Origin of the sequence: Pseudomonas sp. IT-P2, from assembly GCF_949767575.1 — a bacterium.
Taxonomy (GTDB): Bacteria; Pseudomonadota; Gammaproteobacteria; order Pseudomonadales; family Pseudomonadaceae; genus Aquipseudomonas; species Aquipseudomonas pharyngis.
The window spans coordinates 309,833-329,123 of record NZ_CATKQA010000045.1 but is presented as its reverse complement, the minus strand read 5'-3'; the positions used below and the strand labels follow the sequence as shown (position 1 = coordinate 329,123).

Sequence of the window (19,291 nt, the reverse complement as noted above, 5' to 3'; positions counted from 1 at the left end):
TGACTTCCATGGCTTTTTCCGAACGTGTCTCGCGCCTCAAAAGTTCTCTGATCCGTGAAATCCTTGCCGCGGCCCAGCGCCCGGAGGTCATGTCTTTCGCCGGCGGGCTGCCTGCCGAAGCGATGCTGCCGAAGGTAGAGTGGGCCGACATGCCGCTATCTCTCGGCCAGTACGGCATGAGCGAAGGCGAGCCGGCATTGCGCGAAGCGCTGGCAGCAGAGGCGAGGGCGCTGGGTTTGCCGTGTGAGGCGAGCCAGGTGCTGGTGGTCAGTGGTTCCCAGCAGACTCTGGACCTGGCGGCCAAGCTGTACATCGATAAGGGCACCGAAATCCTGCTTGAAGCGCCAACGTATCTGGCGGCGTTGCAGATTTTCCAGCTGTTCGGCGCCGATTGCCTGACCGTGCCGCTGGAGGCTGACGGTCCGAACCTTGCGCAATTGCGTCAGCGTGTGGAGCAGCACCGCCCGGCGTTCATCTATTTGATTCCGACCTTCCAGAACCCGTCCGCTGTGCGCTACAGCGAAGCCAAACGCGCGGCCGTTGCGGCATTGCTCGACGAATTCGGCGTGACCCTGATCGAAGACGAGCCCTACCGCGAGCTGACCTTCGACGGCGGCAGCGCCCAGCCGATTGCCGGACGCCTGAAGAAATCCAGCTGGATCTACACCGGCACCGTGTCGAAAACCCTGTTGCCGGGCCTGCGTGTCGGCTACCTGATCGCCAGCCCGGATCTGTTCCCGCATCTGCTCAAACTCAAGCAGTCGGCGGATCTGCACACCAACCGCATCGGACAGTGGCAGGCATTGCAGTGGATCGGCAGTGAGAAATATCAGCAGCACTTGAGTGAATTGCGCGGCTTCTACCGTCAGCGCCGCGACGCCTTTCAAGCGGCGCTGGAAACCCATTTCGCCGATCTGGCGGACTGGAACACGCCGCAGGGCGGGCTGTTTTTCTGGCTGACTCTGAAGCAACCGCTGGACACCCGCACGTTGCTGAACACCGCGCTGGCCAACGATGTGGCGTTCATGCCCGGGGAGCCGTTCTTCCCCGAGCCGGATCGCAATCCCGGGCATCTGCGCCTGAACTTCAGTCACATCGACCCGGCCCGCCTGGACGAAGGGCTCAAACGCCTGGCAGCGGTGGTGCGCCAGGCCCAGGCCGCGCAGGCGGCATAAAAAAACCGGCCTCAGGCCGGTTTTTTTTTGGTTCAGACCGCGGCGAACCGCTGGTTCAGATATTCGATGATCGTGTTGGACTCATACATCCAGGTGGTCTGGCCGTTCTCTTCGATGCGCAGGCACGGCACTTTGATCTTGCCGCCCTGTTCCAGCAGGGTCTGGCGATCCTGCTCGTTGTTCTTCGCATCCTTCAGGGCCACCGGAACGTTCAGGCGACGCAGGCTGCGGCGGGTCTTCACGCAGAACGGGCAGGCGTGGAACTGATACAGGGTCAGGTTCCTGGCGGCGGCATCAACCTGAGCCTGGGCAGCGGCGGGGCGCTGCTTCTTGCCCGGGCGGGTCAGAAAGTCCACGAAGATGATCAGTTGGCCGAGGCCGACACGAAGCGCTTTGACGAACACGTTACAAGCCTCACAGGGACATTGAAGAAGGCGCGCAGCTTACCCGATTTTTCACGGACGAAAAAAAACCGGCGATCAACGCCGGTTTTTTCTGTCACGCATTACTTGATCAGGCTGAGAAACTCGCTGCGGGTCGCCGCGTTTTCACGGAACTCACCGAGCATCACCGAAGTGATCATCGACGAATTCTGTTTCTCCACACCGCGCATCATCATGCACATGTGCTTGGCCTCGATCACCACGGCCACGCCCAGCGCGCCGGTGACCTGCTGGACCGCATCGGCGATCTGGCGGCTGAGGTTTTCCTGAATCTGCAGGCGACGGGCGTACATGTCGACGATCCGCGCGACCTTCGACAGGCCCAACACTTTGCCGCTCGGGATGTACGCGACGTGGGCCTTGCCGATGAACGGCAGCAGGTGGTGTTCGCACAACGAGTACAGCTCGATGTCCTTGACCAGCACCATTTCGCTGTTGTCGGAGCTGAACAGGGCACCGTTGGTGACCTCTTCGAGCGTCTGTTCATAACCGCGGCAGAGGTACTGCATGGCTTTGGCGGCACGCTTTGGCGTGTCGAGCAGGCCCTCGCGGGAGACGTCCTCGCCCAGTTGGCCGAGAATCGCGGTGTAATTCTGTTCCAGGGACATGAAACTACCTGTGGGGATTTTCGCAAAGGGCAAGGGTACGGTGGCGGACACGACCCTGCAAGTTCGGTGTGACGGGATTATTCGTCGCGGCCTTCCATCATGGTGCGTTTGAGCATCACATACACGGCGCCGGCGCCGCCATGTTTAGCCTGGCACGAGCAGAAACCCAGCACTTGCGCATGCTGGCGCAGCCAGGTGTTGACGTGGCTTTTGATCATCGGCCGCTTGCCGTCCAGGCGCACAGCCTTGCCGTGAGTAACGCGCACGCAGCGGATTTCGAATTTGGTCGCTTCGGCGAGAAACGCCCAGAGGGTTTCGCGGGCTTTTTCTACGCTCATGCCGTGCAGGTCGAGGCTGCCTTCGAACGGGATCTGCCCGATCTTGAGCTTGCGCATCTGGCTTTCCTGCACGCCGTCGCGGGCCCACATCAGCTCGTCTTCGGGACCTACGTCAATCACGAACTGATCGGACAGGCCGTCAACGGTGGTGGTGTCGGTGCGCACGGTGGCGGACTGGCGCAGCTTGGCGATCCGGTCTCGGTCAGCCTTGGGTTTGCCGGTGTCGGCGCGGTCGTGCTTGATCGGCTTGACGCCTTGGATCGCACTTTTGAACAGGGAAAAATCGTCGTCTTGCATGTCAGCCTCCGCGAAGGGCGGCCAGTTTACCCAAACAGACACAAAACGGCCCGGCAAAAAGCCAGGCCGTCGATCAATCGTGTTTTTTCATCAGGTGCGGGGACATGTTCAATTCCCGCGATTGCCGTGCGCGACGCCGGCAACGACGCCACAGGGCCACGCCGAAATACAGGAACAGCAGGCCGACTGCGAGAATGATCGCCGAGCCGAGCGGTGTTGCGTTCAGGTCGCCGAGCGCCGGTGGGCGCCCCAGCAGGCTGGCGGCCCCGGCCATCGCCAGCAGCACGCCGAACGTCGCCAGTATGGCCGCGATCGCCGCGCCGAATCGAAATCGCCAGTTGCTTTGGCCTTTGGGCCGCAAGCGGCGTGCGTCAAATCCATCGGATAACTTCATTCCGACCTTCCTCAATGGGTATCGGCCCTTCGACCGGGAGTTGACCGGGTTGTTCCTGAGGCTAGGGTAATTGAAGCAAATGCGAGGTTTTTGCAGATGAGCGGCGGGCTGAGCCGCTCATTTACGGAAGATCAGATCAGATCCTGGGTCAGGGCGAGGGTAGCGAAGTTGTCAGCCATGATCGCCATTTCCGCTTCCTGCACCTGTTCGGCGCTGAGCACGCGGCCCTTGAATGGCAGATCGCGGGTGGCACAGGCATCTTCGACGAGGGTGCAGCGGAAACCCAGGTTCTTCGCCGCGCGCACGGTGGTGCTGACGCTGGAATGGCTCATGAAACCGCAGACGATCAAGTCCAGCGAGCCGATGGTTTGCAGACGATCGTAGAGTTCGGTGCCGTGAAAGGCGCTCGGCAGCAACTTGCCGATGATGGTTTCATCGCCCTGGGGTTCCAGGCCGGGGATGAACTCGCCGCGTTCGCCCTGCGGGTCGAACAGACCGCCGACGGTGCCGAGGTGGCGCACGTGCACGATCGGCCGGCCGGCCGCGCGGGCGGCGGCAACCAGTTGTTTGATGTTCGCGACAGCCGCGTCCATGCCGCTCAGGGCCAGCGGGCCGCTGAGGTACTCTTTCTGGGCATCGATGATGACCACGGTGGCATGGCTCAACGTGGCCGCTGCGTAACCGCGACCGCTGAGTTGAAACATCGTTTTTGGAACGGACATTCTGGGGCTCCTTCGGGTGGGGCTTTTGCGACATTGTCCTCTGGCTGAGCGGTTCTGTGAATCGCTACCATCGTAGACACCGTCGTTGCTGGCCTGCAGCCTTGTCAAGTTACACGATCTGTTCAATAGCCGAGGGGAAAATCGGAAGAGTCCTACCGTCGCCCCGGAATCTTTCCTGCGTCGTCGCGGCGCGTTTTGGCTGCTAGAATCGCCAGTCGTTTTTTCTGGAGTTCTGCCCCGTGATCACTTCCCGACTTCGTACCCTGCGCGACCACATTCGTTGGGCCGTCAGCCGCTTCCATGGGGAGGATCTGTTTTTCGGCCATGGCACCGACAATGCCTGGGACGAAGCCCGGCAGCTAGTGCTCGGTGCCTTGCACCTGCCGTGGGAAATCGCCGACAGCTATCTGGATTGCGCGCTGGAGGACGATGAGCTGGTCAATCTTCAGCGCCTGCTCAAGCGCCGCATCGAAGAGCGCATTCCGACCGCTTACCTGCTGGGCGAAGCCTGGTTCTGCGGCATGTCGTTCATCGTCGATGAGCGTGTGCTGATCCCGCGCTCGCCGATTGGCGAACTGATCGAAAACCGTTTTGCCCCATGGATCGGCGACGAACCTGCGCGCATTCTCGACCTGTGCACCGGCTCCGGTTGCATCGGCATCGCGTGCGCCTACGAGTTCCAGAACGCCGAAGTGGTGCTGGCGGATCTGTCGTTCGAAGCGCTGGAAGTGGCGAACCAGAACATCGAGCGTCATGGCGTCGATGAGCGGGTGTTCACGGTGCAGGGCGATGGTTTCGATGGTCTGCCGGGTCAACGTTTCGACCTGATCGTGTCGAACCCGCCCTACGTCGATGCGGAAGATTTCGCCGACATGCCGGACGAATATCAGCACGAGCCGGAACTCGGTCTGGCTTGCGGCGACGATGGTTTGAACCTGGTGCGCCGGATGCTCGCCGAAGCGGCGGATCACCTGACCGAGAAGGGTTTATTGATTGTCGAGGTGGGCAACAGCCAGGTCCACGTCGAGGCGCTGTACCCGGAAGTCGATTTCGCCTGGCTGGAGTTCGAGCGCGGCGGGCATGGCGTGTTCATGCTGACCGCCGAACAGTGCCGCGCCCATCAGGCACTGTTCGCTTCCCGCGTCTGACCTGAACCGATCGTTCCCACCTCGGTGGGAACGATCATGGTCTTAGCGGTGCGTTGCAATCCAGATCAGCAACCCGGCCTGAAACACCGCAAACGCCACCAGACAGGTAATGGTGAAACGCAACCCGGCGTCTTCACGTTTGAACTTGCTGACCTTGTCTTCCTGCTTCTTCAGCTTCACTTCCTGCTCGGCCAGATTCTGCTCGGCCTGCTGCAGCATTTGCGCAGCTTCGAGAATTTCGACGATCTGCAGCTTTTCGCTGTTCCAGTCGCCCAGCAAGTCACCGACCTTTACTTCCTTGACGCTGCCCTTCAAATGCTGGGCGTCGGCGTAAACCACATCAAAGCCGTGCACCCGCAGAAAGTGATCGCGGCGCAGGCGAGTGTCTTCGTTCAGCGCGTCCTTGTTGTTCAAGTCCATGCCGTCGACGGTGTAGGTGGGCCAGCGTTTTTTCGCCCAGTTGATGCCCTGGGCAGCCATGAAACGGCCGATGCCACGGTTCATAGGTTCGATCTGCAAACCGCTGTCCGGGCCGAAGTGCACGCGTTTGGTCGTGTGATCGACCCACACGTCCAGGTGATTCTGTTCTTTACGCACGCGCTGAGCGGGCAACTTGATCGCCATGCGCATCAGGCTGTGTTCTTTGCCGTTGCGCTCGGCGTAACCGAATTCAACGAAGCGCAGTGGCCGCCCGCCGGTATTGCGGTCGGTCTGCAACGGCGCCAGGCGGAGCATCTTGTGGTGCTCGACGTGGACATCCGCCCATGGCAGCTCGACCGCTGGCGGTGCGTCTTTTTCAGCGGTGGTGTCGGTTGAAGTCTGGGTATCAGTCATAACGGCGAGATCCTGTCCAAGCTGCTTGCCGCCAGCCAGTACGCTGGCGACAAAGGCTTATCGGCCGTTTTCTACAGGACTAGAGGGTAAAAGAGCTCAACGGGTGCGAAGTCCGTCAATAAACTCAAGCACGCGTGTCCCCAGTTCCGCCGCCAAGGGCAAATTCGGGTCCTTGTAGGAGGCCAGTTGCCGCTTCACGTCATTGGGCACGATGCGCAACACGTGGTTCATGCCTTCGATCAGCGCCAGTTGCGCATCCGGTTTGGCGGCCTTGAGCAATTTCGCATCATCGACCTGGACCTGAATATCGTTGCTGCCTTGCACGATCAGCGCCGGCATTTGCAGTTGAGCGAAGGCCGCCGCCGGATCCTGACGGAACAGCGAAATCAGATACGGCTGCACACTCGGACGGAAAATCACCTGCAACGGCGCCGGCACATTGTCGTCGGTGCGCCCGGCCTTGAGGCTGTCGAGCAATTCGTTGCTGCGCAGCATCAAAGGAGGAGGGAGGCTGCGGGCCAGTTGCCGGCGCAGCACCTGATCAATGGGCCGGGCTGTGCCAGAGAGAGAGATCACCGCAGCGGCGTCCACCTTCGGCGCCGCCAGGCTGGCGATCAATGCACCTTCGCTGTGGCCCAGCAAAATCAATGGACCGAAGCGCGGATCGGCTTTCAGCTTCTGACCCCAGGCCACGGCGTCCGCCACGTAGGCTTCCACCGACAGGTTTCGCTCGTCCGGAGTCGCCGCCAGGCTGGCGGCCACACCGCGCTTGTCGAAGCGCACACTGGCGATATTGTGCTTGGCCAGCACCCAGGCCAGTCGCTTGAGGCTGTCATTGCGTCCGCCGTCGGGGTTGTTTCCGTCACGATCGGTAGGACCCGAGCCAGAAAGGATCAGGACAACCGGCACGGGGTTGTCGGATTTCGGCAGCAACAGCGAACCGAAAAGTTCGCCGTTGTCAGTCGTCAACGTGACCGGTCGTTGCAGGACAGTCGCCTGGACGAAGCCGGTAAACAGGGAAAGGCTCAAGATCAAAACTCGCAGCATCATCACGCCATCATTTGCCAAGGTGCCGGTTGGACTCACCCACACCGCTAAGGTTCGAGGATGAACTACTCGGTTAGCCTGCGTATACTGGCGCGCATCACGAATCTGGGTTCGATTTCACGGAGCGTCCTGCATGTCCGGCAATACCTACGGCAAGCTGTTCACTGTCACCACCGCGGGCGAAAGCCATGGTCCGGCGTTGGTCGCCATTGTCGACGGCTGCCCGCCGGGCCTGGAGATTTCCCTTGAAGACCTGCAACGCGACCTTGACCGTCGCAAGCCGGGCACCAGCCGCCACACCACCCAGCGCCAGGAAGCCGACGAAGTCGAAATCCTCTCCGGCGTGTTCGAGGGCCGCACCACCGGTTGCTCCATCGGCCTGCTGATCCGCAACACCGACCAGAAGTCCAAGGACTACTCGGCGATCAAGGACCTGTTCCGCCCGGCCCACGCCGACTACACCTACCACCACAAATACGGCGAGCGCGACTACCGCGGCGGCGGTCGCAGCTCCGCGCGGGAAACCGCCATGCGCGTGGCGGCCGGCGCCATCGCCAAGAAATACCTGGCCAGCCAGGGCATCGTCATTCGCGGCTACATGAGCCAGCTCGGCCCGATCGAAATCCCGTTCAAGACCTGGGAATCGGTCGAGCAGAACGCCTTCTTCAGCCCGGACCCCGACAAAGTGCCGGAGCTGGAAGCCTACATGGACCAGTTGCGCCGCGATCAAGACTCCGTCGGCGCCAGGATCACCGTGGTTGCCGAAGGCGTGATGCCGGGCCTGGGCGAGCCGATCTTCGACCGTCTCGACGCCGAACTGGCCCATGCGCTGATGAGCATCAACGCGGTCAAAGGTGTGGAAATCGGCGCCGGTTTCGCCTGCGTCGCCCAGCGTGGCACCGAGCACCGCGATGAAATGGCTCCGGAAGGCTTCCTCAGCAACAACGCCGGCGGCATTCTCGGCGGGATCTCCTCGGGTCAGCCGATCGTTGCGCACCTGGCGTTGAAGCCGACTTCGAGCATCACCACCCCGGGCCGTTCGATCGACATCGACGGCAATCCGGTCGACGTGATCACCAAGGGCCGTCACGATCCGTGCGTCGGCATCCGCGCCACGCCGATTGCCGAGGCGATGATGGCCATCGTGCTGATGGATCACCTGCTGCGTCACCGTGGCCAGAATGCCGATGTGCGCGTGAGCACCCCGGTGCTGGGCCAGCTCTGATGGGTCAACTCACTGCCGCTGCGGTCTGAGCGTGGCGGCGCTCCCGTACTGGCGGCTGTCCAGTTTCTATCTGTTCTATTTCGCCTTGCTCGGTTCGACGGCGCCGTTTCTGGCGCTGTACTTCGATCACCTCGGTTTCAGTGCCGCTCGGATCGGCGAGCTGGTGGCGATCCCAATGCTGATGCGCTGCGTGGCGCCGAACATCTGGGGCTGGCTCGGCGATTACACCGGCAGGCGCCTGGCCATCGTGCGCTTTGGCGCGGTGTGCACGCTGCTGACGTTCTCATTGATTTTCGTCAGCAAGACCTACGCCTGGCTGGCGATGGTCATGGCCTTGCATGCGTTCTTCTGGCACGCGGTGCTGCCGCAGTTCGAAGTCATCACCCTCGCGCATTTGCAGGGCCAGACCTCCCGCTACAGTCAGATTCGCCTGTGGGGCTCGATCGGTTTCATCATCACCGTGGTCGCCCTCGGTCGCCTGTTCGAGTGGCTCAGCCTCGATATCTACCCGGCGGCGCTGGTGTTGATCATGGCCGGCATCGTCCTCAGCAGCCTGTGGGTGCCGAATGCGCAGCCACCTCAGGGCAACCGGCCGACAGGCGAGGGCTTTCTCAAGCAGTTGCGCAATCCTGGGGTGTTGGCGTTCTACGGTTGCGTGGCGCTGATGCAGATGAGCCACGGGCCGTATTACACGTTTTTGACCCTGCACCTCGAGCGACTGGGCTACAGCCGTGGCGTGATCGGCATGCTCTGGGCGGTCGGCGTGGTGGCGGAAGTGCTGATGTTCATGGCCATGAGCCGGATCCTCGCGCGTTTTTCCCTGCGGCGGGTGCTGATGGCGAGTTTTCTGCTGGCGGCGCTGCGCTGGTTGCTGCTAGGTTCGTTCGCCGAGTTCCTGTGGGTCTTGCTGTTTGCCCAGGTGCTGCACGCGGCGACGTTCGGCAGCTTTCATGCGGCTGCCATCGCGTTCGTGCAACGTAGCTTCGGCGCGCGCCAGCAAGGGCAGGGCCAGGCGTTGTATGCCGCGCTGGCCGGCACCGGCGGTGCGCTCGGCGCTTTGTATTCCGGTTACAGCTGGAATGCCCTCGGCGCGACATTGACCTTTAGTATTGCCAGTCTCGCAGCGCTCGCCGCTGCCGTTATCATTGCCATTCGAATGCAAGAGGACAGGCCATGAGCCTAACCCGTGAACAGCTTGCCCAGCAAATTGTCGACGCCGGGCGTTTTCTTTATGGTCGCGGCTGGTCGCCGGCCACCAGCAGCAATTACTCGACGCGCCTGTCGCCAAGCGAAGCGCTGCTGACCGTGTCGGGCAAGCACAAGGGCCAGTTGGGCCTGGACGACGTGCTCGCCACCGACCTGTCCGGCAACAGTCTTGAGCCCGGCAAAAAACCGTCCGCCGAAACCCTGCTGCACACCCAGCTCTACAGCTGGCGTCCGGAAATCGGCGCGGTGCTGCACACCCACTCGGTGAACGCCACGGTGCTGTCGCGCCTGACGCCGCAAGATTTCATCGAGTTCGAAGACTACGAACTGCAAAAAGCCTTCAGCGGCATTTCGACCCACGAGTCCCGGGTGCGCGTGCCGATCTTCGACAACGATCAGGACATTGCGCGCCTCGCCGCCAAGGTGCAGCCTTGGCTCGACGCCCATCCCGATTGCGTGGGTTATCTGATTCGCGGTCACGGCCTCTATACCTGGGGCGCGCAGATGAGCGACGCGTTGCGCCAGATCGAGGCCTTTGAATTCCTGTTTGAATGCGAGTTGAAGACCCGCAGCGTCATGAACCGCCAAGGCTGACTTCACCGGAACCAGCCTATTTGCCTGATGAATGCAGTGCCCGACCGGTCTCGAAGAACCGGACGGCAAGGCCGAAACCGAGGAATGCCCCATGAGCAGCCTGTCCGTCTATCACGTTTCCAGCCCCGAGATTCCGAACAAGGTGCTGACCCATTTCGAAGACATCGCCTCGACCCTGGCCGAGCAGGGCGTGCGCTTCGACCGCTGGCAAGCCGCCGCGAAGATCCAGCCCGGCGCCAGCCAGGAAGAAGTGATCGGTGCCTATAAAGAGCAGATCGACAAACTGATGACCGAGCGCGGTTACATCACGGTCGACGTGATCAGCCTCAACAGCGACCACCCGCAAAAAGCCGAATTGCGCGCCAAGTTCCTCGAAGAACATCGCCATGGCGAAGACGAAGTACGCTTCTTCGTCGCCGGCCGTGGCCTGTTTACCCTGCACATCGATGATTACGTCTACGCCGTGCTGTGCGAGAAGAACGACCTGATTTCGGTGCCGGCCGGCACCAAACACTGGTTTGACATGGGCGAGAACCCGCATTTCGTGGCGATCCGCCTGTTCAACAACCCTGAAGGCTGGGTCGCCAACTTCACCGGCGAAGACATCGCCGGCCGCTTCCCGCGTCTGGAGGACTGAGCCGATGTCGATCAAGGTCATTCTCACCGACATCGAAGGCACCACCAGCGCGGTGAGTTTTGTGTTCGACGTGCTGTTCCCGTATGCGGCGAAACATCTGCCGGACTTCGTTCGCCAGAACGCTCAGCGCGCCGACGTTGCCGAACAACTGGACGCCGTGCGCCGCGACAGCAACGAACCGCAGGCTGACGTCGAGCGGGTCGTGGAAATTCTGCTGGCGTGGATTGCCGAAGACCGCAAGGCCACGCCGCTGAAAGCGTTGCAGGGCATGGTCTGGGAACAGGGCTATCAGGCCGGGCAGTTGAAAGGCCATGTTTATCCGGATGCCGTTGAAGCGCTGCAGCGCTGGCATCAGGCCGGTTATCAACTGTTTGTGTATTCATCCGGTTCGATCCAGGCGCAGAAGCTGATTTTCGGCTGCTCGGAAGCAGGGGATCTGACGCCGCTGTTCAGCGGCTATTTCGACACGACCTCTGGGCCGAAGCGCGAAGCGCAGTCGTACAGCAATATCCAGCGGGCCATCGGTGTCGAACCGCAGGAGATCCTGTTCCTGTCCGATATCGTGCAGGAACTCGATGCGGCCCAGGCCGCCGGCCTGCAAACCTGCGGGCTGGCCCGTGAAGGCGGGGAGTTGGCAGGGCATGTGACCGTCGACAGTTTTACCGGGATCGAACCGGAAGCGTTCTGAGTTCACCCAATCGACGCGCAAAAAAAACAGGCCGTGAAGCGAAAGCTCCACGGCCTGTCTGTTTATACGGTGTTCGAATTACATCGAGTGATAAGTCGGCAGGGCGAAACGCTGCTGGCTTTGCAGCATGCCGATCTGCGGCAGCTCGCTGGCTTGTTCTGCCAGATCACGACGGATCGCGCTGATCGCCCACGACAGTTGGTCGCCGGTATGCAATTGCTGATAGGTGAGCGCACGCTTGAACACTTTGCCGTCGGCACTCTTCAGCGTCAGCAGAATCCCGCCATCGGGACGTGGCTGGGTGGTGACGGCGAAGTTGGAGAACAGGGAGGTAAATTTTTCTTGGATCAGGTTCATGTCTTTCAGCTCCGTATGCACTTGAATGGCAAGCATGTATAGGGAGTTGCAGCGATTGTGCCAGTATTTCTGTTTATAAAAATCGTTGTAAATCAGTAAGTTATAAAATTAGGTCGTTTCGTCTGTCGTGCAATCTGCATGAATGGCCATCGTGCATCCTGCATTTTGCGGGATCACTGTCGATCCGATGGAACCAATATCTCCGGCCGGAATCCCGCTGTGCGTTGCAGCCCCTGGCGGATACAAAACATTGCAAAAACCGCGTGTACAGCCTGAGAAGCCCTGACGTATTTTCGGCCTCGACCCTCGCTCGAGAAGCGCCGGTTGCCTCACCCGATTGCCCGACAATAAAAATCCGGCCTGCGCGTCAAGGTCGAACGGGAGCTGCCATGCGCCACGCGCCTAGCGACACGATTACCTGGGGCATGATGCTCCGCAAGCTGCCGATGATTGCCAAAGCCATCCCTCGGGTGGTGAAAGGCATGAAGGTGGCCAACGTCAAGGATCCGACCCAAACCTGTGGCCTGGGCTGGACTTTCGAGCAAGCGACTCTGCGCAATCCCGAGGGCCCCGCGCTGCTGTCGGGTGAGGTGGTGCTGAGTTATTCACAGGTCAACCAGTGGGCCAACCGCATCGCCCACTATCTGATCGGGCAGGGCATCGGTAAAGGCGATGTGGTGGCGGTGTTCATCGAGAACCGCCCGGAATTGCTGGTGACGATTCTGGCCCTGGCCAAAGTGGGCGCCGTCAGTGCGCTGCTCAATACCTCGCAGACCCGCGATACGCTGATCCACAGCATCAATCTGGTAATGCCGGCGGCGATTGTCGTCGGTGAAGAGTTGTTGCCGGCGTTTGCGGCGGTACGCGAGCAAGTGTCGATCCCGGCAGTGCGCGCCTGGTTCGTCGCCGATCAGGATACCTTCAGCCATCCGGGCATCGCGCCCGAGGGCTACATCAACCTGATCAGCGCCAGCGCCGACGCCTCGGGCGACAACCCGGCCAGCAGCCGGCAGATTTTCTTCGACGACCCCTGTTTCTATATCTACACCTCCGGCACCACCGGTTTGCCGAAAGCCGGCGTGTTCAAGCACGGACGCTGGATGCGCAGTTCGGCGAGCTTCGGCATGATCGCCCTCGACATGCGCCCCGACGACATCGTCTATTGCACCTTGCCGCTGTACCACGCCACCGGGCTTTGCGTGTGTTGGGGTTCGGCGGTCAATGGCGCCTCGGGTTTCGCCATTCGCCGCAAGTTCAGCGCCCGCCAGTTCTGGAGCGATGTGCGCCGCTACCGCGCCACCACCATCGGTTACGTCGGTGAGTTGTGCCGGTATCTGGTGGATCAGCCGCTCAGTGCCGACGACAGTCGTCATGATGTGCGCAAGATGATCGGCAACGGCCTGCGGCCCGGCGCGTGGGCCGAGTTCAAGACCCGTTTCGGCGTGGATCACATTTGCGAGCTGTACGCGGCCAGCGACGGCAATATCGGTTTCACCAACATCCTCAATTTCGACAACACCATCGGTTTCTCGCTGATGGCCTGGGAACTGGTCGCCTATGACCAGGACAGCGGCGAGCCGATTCGCGGCGATGACGGATTCATGCGCAAGGTCGGTCGGGGCGAGCGGGGCCTGCTGCTGGCGCGGATCGACGACAAGGCGCCGCTGGACGGCTACACCGATCCACAGAAAACCGCGAAAGTCGTGCTACAGGACGTGTTCACCAAGGGCGATCGCTTCTTCAACACCGGCGATCTGCTGCGCAACATCGGTTTCGGCCACGCACAGTTTGTCGACCGTCTCGGCGACACCTACCGCTGGAAGGGCGAGAACGTCTCGACCACCGAGGTCGAAAACCTGCTGCTCCAGCATCCGCATATTTCCGAAGCGGTGGCCTATGGTGTGGAAATCCCCAATACCAACGGTCGCGCCGGGATGGCGGCGATCACCCCGGCCGAGTCGCTGGCGACCCTGGATTTTGCCGAATTGCTGGCCTTCGCCCGCCAGCGCATGCCGGCCTATGCGGTGCCGCTGTTCCTGCGGGTCAAGGTGAAGATGGAAACCACCGGCACCTTCAAATACCAGAAAACCCGCCTGAAAAACGAAGGCTTCGACCCCGGCCTGACGGCGGATGATCCGATTTACGCCTGGCTGCCGGGGAGCGAAACCTACGTGCAGGTCACGGATGAAATTCTTGCCGACATCCGGGCAGGCAAGTACCGCTATTGATATTGGCTATCGGCGGTCTTGGAAAAAAGGGGATGACAGCTATCGCTGCGCTCGGGAAACTGTCGGCTTTCCGATTGACCGAAAGTGGAGTGAACCATGTCTGACCAAAGCCGCCAGATGACCCCCGAGGAAGCAGCCGAATTCACTGAACAGGTGTTCAACAAGGCGCGCGAGGGCGATGCGGTGATGCTCGATCGCCTGATCACTGCCGGTCTGCCGGTGAACCTGACCAACAGCAAGGGCGACACCCTGCTGATGCTCGCCAGCTATTACGGTCACGTGGACGCGGTGCAAGTGCTGCTAAAGCACAAGGCCGACCCGGAACAACGCAATGGCAACGGCCAGAGCCCGATTGCCGGCGCGGCGTTCAAGGGTGATCTGGCCGTGGTCAAGGCCCTGGTCGAGGGCGGGGCGCAGATTGAAGGCGCCTCCTTCGATGGCCGCACGGCGCTGATGATGGCGGCGATGTTCAACCGGGTTGAAATCGTCGACTACTTGATCGACCAGGGCGCCGACCCGAAAGCCAAGGATGCCAATGGTGTCACCGCGCTGGACGCGGCCCGCACCATGGGCGCCGTGGACACCACCGCGCAGCTGGAAAAACTGCTGGGCTGAGGCCGCTGGCCGGAACCCGCTCTGTGGCGAAGGCGAGAATGCGCTATCCTTCGCGCCCTCAAAATTCCCTTCGCCACAGGATCCGCCCCCATGAAAGCCGCACTCGCCGAACTCATCAGCAAAATCAGCTCCGGCTGCATGGGCGAAGACGAGATCCTGAAGGTCGCTGACGAAGCGGCGCAGGCCTACGCCGATGCCGACGCTTTTCTGACCGCCAACCCGGACATTAACTACGACGAGACTTTCCCGATTCCGCTGGGCGAGTGGGTCGTGGTCGGCAGCCTGCCGGAGACCGTGCTGTTCCAGGCTGACACCTACGCCGACCTGTTCGCGCAGATCGTTGCCTCGTTCGGTCCGGGCGTGGAGTTCAACCTCAAGCCCAAGCAACTGGCCAAGACCGAGGCCCTGACCGCGCTCAACCGCATCCAGGTGCAGATGAGCAGCCTGAACAAGGAAAACGGCGGTTACACGTTGATGAACTTCAGCCAGTTGCTCGACGACGAGCTGCAAGTGGTGCTGGTCTACGGCAACGATGTGTCGCGTGTGCTGGAACTGTGCGACGAAGTTGGCATCGCCGCCGCGCCGTCGCTGGAAGCCTTGAAGGTCGCCGTTCACGTCTGAACGCAATAAAAGGGAACCCTGAGCGCGACCGTCTATCCTAAAAGTGCATGCCACTATTCTGGAGCGACACCATGGGTTCCACGTTCAACGGCCTGGTCGGCCTGATCATTCTTGCGCTCGACATCTGGGCGATCATCAATGTGCTGAAAAGCGGCGCCGAGACCGGGATGAAAATCCTCTGGGTGCTGCTGATCATCCTCCTGCCGGTGCTGGGCCTGATCATCTGGGCGATTGCCGGGCCGCGGGGCAACGTGCGGATCTGACCGTTCGCACCCTGATCGGGTCGGACCGATGAACTGAGGTTCGACCTGTCATCTTCGGCAACGTAGAATGCGCGCCTTTCCCGGGCAATCGAACCTGACGATTGGCGCCCGCGCATTCATCGGAGCACTTCACCATGACCGTCACCAAGACCAGCGAATACCTGGAAACCCTCTACGAAGGCTACGGCCAGCGTTTTCGCATGGAAAAACTGCTGCACGAAGTGCGCACCGAACACCAGCACCTGGTGATCTTCCAGAACCCGCGCATGGGCCGGGTGATGGCGCTGGACGGCGTGATCCAGACCACCGAAGCCGATGAGTTCATCTACCACGAAATGCTCACCCACGTGCCGATCCTCGCCCACGGCACCGCCAAGCGTGTGCTGATCATCGGCGGCGGCGACGGCGGCATGCTGCGCGAAGTGACCAAACACGCCAGCGTCGAGCACATCACCATGGTCGAGATCGACGGCACCGTGGTCGACATGTGCAAAGAGTTTCTACCGAACCACTCCAAGGGCGCCTACGACGATCCACGCCTGAACCTGGTGATCGACGACGGCATGCGCTTCGTCGCCACCACCACCGAAAAATTCGACGTGATCATTTCCGACTCCACCGACCCGATCGGCCCGGGCGAAGTACTGTTCTCGGAAAACTTCTACCAGGCCTGCCACCGCTGCCTGAACGAGGGCGGCATCCTCGTGACCCAGAACGGCACGCCGTTCATGCAGATCGAAGAAGTGAAAACCACTGCCGGGCGCCTGCGCAGCCTGTTCCCGGACTGGCACTTCTATCAGGCGGCCGTGCCGACCTACATCGGCGGTTCGATGACCTTCGCCTGGGGCTCGACCAACCCGGCCTACCGCAAGCTGACCCGCGAAGTGCTGCAACAGCGCTTCATCGGCAGCGGCATCGTCACCCGCTACTACAACCCGGAAATCCACATCGGTGCTTTCGCCTTGCCGCAGTACGTGCTGCAAGCGGTGAACAAGCCAAGCAACGACTGATCGTTCGCGGGTCAGAAAAAGCCGAGGCCGGTGTGCGAAAACACACCGGCCTGGGCTTTTTTCATGTTGCATCGGTGTAAACCTTTTGAACGATCAATCCTGACAAAAGTCGAGATAGGTGTAAGCCCATTTGCGGGTTTGATCGAGGAGGCTCCGATGTCAAAGTGGAAAGTCACTTTCGTGGACGATCATGGTGAAACGATCGACGAAGTCTTCGAGTGCGAGGAATGCCCCAGCCATGAACGGGCAGCCCGCCTCATCAAGGAACGATTCCTGCCAGTCGCCGCCGAGCTTGACCTGAACGATCTGGAAGGACGCACCGCCGATGCCGGCGTAAAAAGCCTGAAAACCCAGAACAGCATCGAAATCCGCAGCATCACCCCAATCTGAATCTTCATTTTCTTCATGTACCAGGCCTTGGCAGCGGCTCTATCTTGGGGCTACTCTGCAAGCGAGATCAGCGAACGGATCGCTAAGGTCTGGTCTTGTCAGCTACATGCTTGTTTCCCGCCGGCAACGCGGTTGCCGTAAGCACCCGGGCCCAGTGGGCCAGTGCAGGGAATACGGAAAGTCTATCCATCTATGCGAGGGGGACGATTCATGAGCACAGCCTATCAAGAAGACATCAGCAGCAGCGTGCTGCGCCGCATGAAAGAAGGCGGTTTCGATTTTTCCCGATTCCATCCCATCGAGTTCTACGCCATTTTCCCGGACGAGGAGCGGGCGCGCAGGGCGGCAGGCAAATTTCGCGGTGAATCCATCAATGCCCAGGTCAGTGCGCGCGACGACGGCGCCTGGTCTCTGGAATTGAGCAAGGTGATGTACGCAACCTACGACGACATTGGCGATTTCGAGCAGGGCTTCTCGGCGGTGGTCGAGCCCTTGGGCGGCATCATCGAAGGCTGGGGCGTGAAACAGGAGATCCGCAACCGGCATCGTTTGAACTGATCACTCTCGCAACACGTCGAGCTACGGCTGACCTTCGGGTCGGCCGTTGTCGTTTCTACGGCCCCGAAAGCGCATGGCAAAACCCTGAAACAAGAAACCGGTGCAAAAAAAAAGCCACCTGAAAAGGTGGCTGAAAGGGAAGACCGGAAGGAGAGGAAACCGGTCAGGGTTACGGCCGGGAGGGCTGCCGAGGCAAGCCGGATCAGTGAGGCTGCGTACTTCGTCAGCGACGTTTTTGCAGCGGATGCGCGGATTATCCGCAGTGGCCTGCGGGCAGTGAAATCAACTCTGACTATGCTGGTGATAGGCGACGGGATTGCGTCGCAATGAAGCGGGGGCGATCAGGTTGGAGCATTTGCCGCACAGGAATGGTGCGGCGCGTGTGGCGTGAATATCCAACCGATTGAAATCAAAGCGTTTATGCCGATGGCACGGGCCTTGCGAAGGCCTGTATGTCCGGAGTGACAAGGAGTACGGCATGATCCGCACCTATTTTGATGAGATGTACGATGCCGGCGGCCAGATCCGCCCGCATTACCGGGAGTTTGCCCGCTGGCTGGCCGAGACACCTGACGAGCTGCTGGCCCAGCGGCGACGCGAGGCCGATCTGCTGTTCCATCGCGCCGGGATCACCTTCACGCTCTACGGGGACGAGCAAGGGACAGAACGCCTGATTCCCTTCGACACCATTCCGCGCAGCATTCCTGCCAGCGAGTGGCGGATCGTCGAGCGCGGCTGCATCCAGCGGGTCAAGGCGTTGAACATGTTCCTCGCCGATCTTTACCACGAGCAACGCATCATCAAGGCCGGGATCATTCCCGCCGAGCAGGTGCTGGCCAACGAGCAATACCAGTTGGCGATGCAGGGGCTGGATCTGCACCGCGATATCTATTCGCACATCTCCGGCGTCGATCTGGTGCGCGACGGCGACGGCACGTATTACGTGCTCGAGGACAACCTGCGCACGCCGAGCGGCGTGAGCTACATGCTCGAAGACCGCAAGATGATGATGCGCCTGTTCCCCGAGCTGTTCGCGGCCCAGCGCATCGCGCCCATCGATCATTACCCGAACCTGCTGCTCGACACCCTGAAAAGCTCAAGCCCCATCGACGACCCGAGTGTGGTGGTGCTGACACCGGGACGCTTCAACAGCGCGTTTTTCGAGCATGCGTTTCTCGCCCGGGAAATGGGCGTGGAACTGGTGGAGGGCGCGGACCTGTTCGTGCGCGACGACAAGGTCTTCATGCGCACCACCGACGGACCGAAAGCGGTGGACGTGATCTACCGCCGGCTCGACGACGCGTTCCTCGACCCGCTGGCGTTCCGCCCGGATTCGATGCTCGGCGTGCCGGGACTGCTGTCGTCGTATCGCTCCGGCAACGTGGTGCTTGCCAATGCCATCGGCACCGGCGTGGCGGACGACAAATCGGTGTACCCGTTCGTTACCGAGATGATCCGTTTCTACCTCGACGAAGAACCGATCCTGAAGAACGTGCCGACCTGGCAATGCCGCAACCCGTCCGAGCTTTCCCATGTACTGGCCAATCTTGCGGATCTGGTGGTCAAGGAAACCCAGGGCTCCGGCGGTTACGGAATGCTCGTGGGGCCGGCGGCGACGAACGCGGAAATCGATGCGTTCCGCGAGCGGATCAAGGCCAAGCCCCACGCGTACATCGCGCAACCGACGCTGTCACTGTCGACCTGTCCGACCTTTGTCGAAAACGGCATTGCGCCGCGCCATATCGACCTGCGCCCGTTCGTATTGTCCGGCCGCGAAACCCGGGTCGTGCCCGGCGGTTTGACCCGTGTCGCCCTGCGTGAAGGCTCTCTGGTGGTGAATTCATCCCAGGGCGGCGGAACCAAGGACACCTGGGTGGTCGAGGATTGAAGGAA

23 protein-coding genes are annotated in these 19,291 nt (G+C 61.0%); 15 read left to right on the top strand and 8 right to left on the bottom strand.

Annotated elements, in window-relative coordinates:
• Window positions 1–8: 8 nt before the first annotated feature.
• Entirely contained in the window at window positions 9–1,175 is a 1,167-nt protein-coding gene (locus ACM6JM_RS23245) for a PLP-dependent aminotransferase family protein (RefSeq protein ID WP_414882576.1), read from the top strand.
• 32 nt (window positions 1,176–1,207) lie between these two features.
• Here the strand turns inward: ACM6JM_RS23245 and ACM6JM_RS23240 are convergent, their stop codons facing one another.
• The 5 genes from ACM6JM_RS23240 to ACM6JM_RS23220 all read right to left on the bottom strand — a co-directional run bounded on the left by ACM6JM_RS23240 (window position 1,208) and on the right by ACM6JM_RS23220 (window position 3,977).
• Window positions 1,208–1,579, bottom strand: a complete 372-nt coding sequence (locus tag ACM6JM_RS23240; protein ID WP_064594616.1) for a glutaredoxin family protein — start codon at window positions 1,577–1,579, stop codon at window positions 1,208–1,210.
• Between the two features lie 101 nt (window positions 1,580–1,680).
• On the bottom strand, window positions 1,681–2,226 hold the full coding sequence (gene folE / locus ACM6JM_RS23235) for a GTP cyclohydrolase I FolE (protein WP_003204506.1): 546 nt from the start codon (window positions 2,224–2,226) through the stop codon (window positions 1,681–1,683).
• Window positions 2,227–2,303: 77 nt separating this feature from the next.
• Entirely contained in the window at window positions 2,304–2,861 is a 558-nt protein-coding gene (locus tag ACM6JM_RS23230; protein WP_039769915.1) for a Smr/MutS family protein, read from the bottom strand.
• Window positions 2,862–2,934: 73 nt separating this feature from the next.
• Window positions 2,935–3,255 (bottom strand): hypothetical protein, encoded by a 321-nt coding sequence (locus ACM6JM_RS23225; RefSeq protein WP_007960009.1) that lies wholly within the window; start codon window positions 3,253–3,255, stop codon window positions 2,935–2,937.
• A gap of 131 nt (window positions 3,256–3,386) precedes the next feature.
• A complete protein-coding gene (locus ACM6JM_RS23220) occupies window positions 3,387–3,977 on the bottom strand; it encodes a cysteine hydrolase family protein (RefSeq protein ID WP_011333204.1) in 591 nt (196 codons plus the stop codon).
• A 239-nt stretch (window positions 3,978–4,216) separates the two neighbouring features.
• Between ACM6JM_RS23220 and prmB the strand changes: the two genes are divergently transcribed.
• Window positions 4,217–5,125, top strand: a complete 909-nt coding sequence (gene prmB / locus ACM6JM_RS23215; RefSeq protein WP_007960007.1) for a 50S ribosomal protein L3 N(5)-glutamine methyltransferase — start codon at window positions 4,217–4,219, stop codon at window positions 5,123–5,125.
• 42 nt (window positions 5,126–5,167) lie between these two features.
• On the opposite strand, the gene ACM6JM_RS23210 is transcribed toward prmB, so the two are convergent.
• Both ACM6JM_RS23210 and ACM6JM_RS23205 read right to left on the bottom strand, forming a co-directional pair.
• On the bottom strand, window positions 5,168–5,959 hold the full coding sequence (locus ACM6JM_RS23210; protein WP_039769917.1) for a hypothetical protein: 792 nt from the start codon (window positions 5,957–5,959) through the stop codon (window positions 5,168–5,170).
• Window positions 5,960–6,055: 96 nt separating this feature from the next.
• On the bottom strand, window positions 6,056–7,009 hold the full coding sequence (locus ACM6JM_RS23205; RefSeq protein ID WP_039769918.1) for an alpha/beta hydrolase: 954 nt from the start codon (window positions 7,007–7,009) through the stop codon (window positions 6,056–6,058).
• Between the two features lie 130 nt (window positions 7,010–7,139).
• On the opposite strand from ACM6JM_RS23205, the gene aroC reads away from it, so the two are divergent.
• From aroC to mtnC, 5 genes are all read left to right on the top strand, one after another.
• A complete protein-coding gene (aroC, locus tag ACM6JM_RS23200) occupies window positions 7,140–8,231 on the top strand; it encodes a chorismate synthase (protein WP_103387050.1) in 1,092 nt (363 codons plus the stop codon).
• 31 nt (window positions 8,232–8,262) lie between these two features.
• The gene (locus ACM6JM_RS23195; protein WP_011333208.1) at window positions 8,263–9,408 is read left to right on the top strand and encodes an MFS transporter; all 1,146 of its coding nucleotides are present in this window, start codon (window positions 8,263–8,265) and stop codon (window positions 9,406–9,408) included.
• Window positions 9,405–10,031: a methylthioribulose 1-phosphate dehydratase gene (locus tag ACM6JM_RS23190; protein ID WP_007959997.1), complete on the top strand. Its 627-nt coding sequence runs from the start codon at window positions 9,405–9,407 to the stop codon at window positions 10,029–10,031. Before ACM6JM_RS23195 ends, ACM6JM_RS23190 begins: the two co-directional genes overlap by 4 nt.
• A gap of 91 nt (window positions 10,032–10,122) precedes the next feature.
• Window positions 10,123–10,668 carry a 1,2-dihydroxy-3-keto-5-methylthiopentene dioxygenase gene (locus tag ACM6JM_RS23185; RefSeq protein WP_039770173.1) on the top strand — a complete coding sequence of 182 codons (546 nt, stop codon included), beginning with the start codon at window positions 10,123–10,125 and terminating at the stop codon, window positions 10,666–10,668.
• Window positions 10,669–10,672: 4 nt separating this feature from the next.
• A complete protein-coding gene (mtnC, locus tag ACM6JM_RS23180; protein ID WP_074687603.1) occupies window positions 10,673–11,356 on the top strand; it encodes an acireductone synthase in 684 nt (227 codons plus the stop codon).
• A gap of 78 nt (window positions 11,357–11,434) precedes the next feature.
• Here mtnC and ACM6JM_RS23175 read toward each other — a convergent pair whose 3' ends face one another.
• A complete protein-coding gene (locus ACM6JM_RS23175; RefSeq protein ID WP_039769924.1) occupies window positions 11,435–11,713 on the bottom strand; it encodes a DUF3509 domain-containing protein in 279 nt (92 codons plus the stop codon).
• A gap of 389 nt (window positions 11,714–12,102) precedes the next feature.
• Here ACM6JM_RS23175 and ACM6JM_RS23170 point away from each other — a divergent pair, with 389 nt between their 5' ends.
• From ACM6JM_RS23170 to ACM6JM_RS23135, 8 genes are all read left to right on the top strand, one after another.
• On the top strand, window positions 12,103–13,941 hold the full coding sequence (locus ACM6JM_RS23170; protein WP_414882575.1) for a long-chain-acyl-CoA synthetase: 1,839 nt from the start codon (window positions 12,103–12,105) through the stop codon (window positions 13,939–13,941).
• A 96-nt stretch (window positions 13,942–14,037) separates the two neighbouring features.
• Window positions 14,038–14,556 (top strand): ankyrin repeat domain-containing protein, encoded by a 519-nt coding sequence (locus ACM6JM_RS23165; protein ID WP_039769928.1) that lies wholly within the window; start codon window positions 14,038–14,040, stop codon window positions 14,554–14,556.
• Window positions 14,557–14,646: 90 nt separating this feature from the next.
• Window positions 14,647–15,177, top strand: a complete 531-nt coding sequence (locus tag ACM6JM_RS23160) for a hypothetical protein (protein WP_134334369.1) — start codon at window positions 14,647–14,649, stop codon at window positions 15,175–15,177.
• 71 nt (window positions 15,178–15,248) lie between these two features.
• A complete protein-coding gene (locus ACM6JM_RS23155) occupies window positions 15,249–15,440 on the top strand; it encodes a PLDc N-terminal domain-containing protein (RefSeq protein ID WP_007959984.1) in 192 nt (63 codons plus the stop codon).
• Window positions 15,441–15,574: 134 nt separating this feature from the next.
• A complete protein-coding gene (gene speE / locus ACM6JM_RS23150) occupies window positions 15,575–16,450 on the top strand; it encodes a polyamine aminopropyltransferase (RefSeq protein ID WP_085666674.1) in 876 nt (291 codons plus the stop codon).
• 156 nt (window positions 16,451–16,606) lie between these two features.
• Window positions 16,607–16,840 carry a hypothetical protein gene (locus ACM6JM_RS23145; protein ID WP_074687606.1) on the top strand — a complete coding sequence of 78 codons (234 nt, stop codon included), beginning with the start codon at window positions 16,607–16,609 and terminating at the stop codon, window positions 16,838–16,840.
• A gap of 210 nt (window positions 16,841–17,050) precedes the next feature.
• Window positions 17,051–17,398, top strand: coding sequence for a ribonuclease E inhibitor RraB (locus ACM6JM_RS23140; RefSeq protein ID WP_007959978.1), 348 nt, complete (start codon window positions 17,051–17,053; stop codon window positions 17,396–17,398).
• Window positions 17,399–17,876: 478 nt separating this feature from the next.
• Complete coding sequence (locus ACM6JM_RS23135; RefSeq protein WP_414882574.1) at window positions 17,877–19,286, top strand: circularly permuted type 2 ATP-grasp protein; 1,410 nt, start codon at window positions 17,877–17,879, stop codon at window positions 19,284–19,286.
• Window positions 19,287–19,291 lie beyond the last annotated feature (5 nt).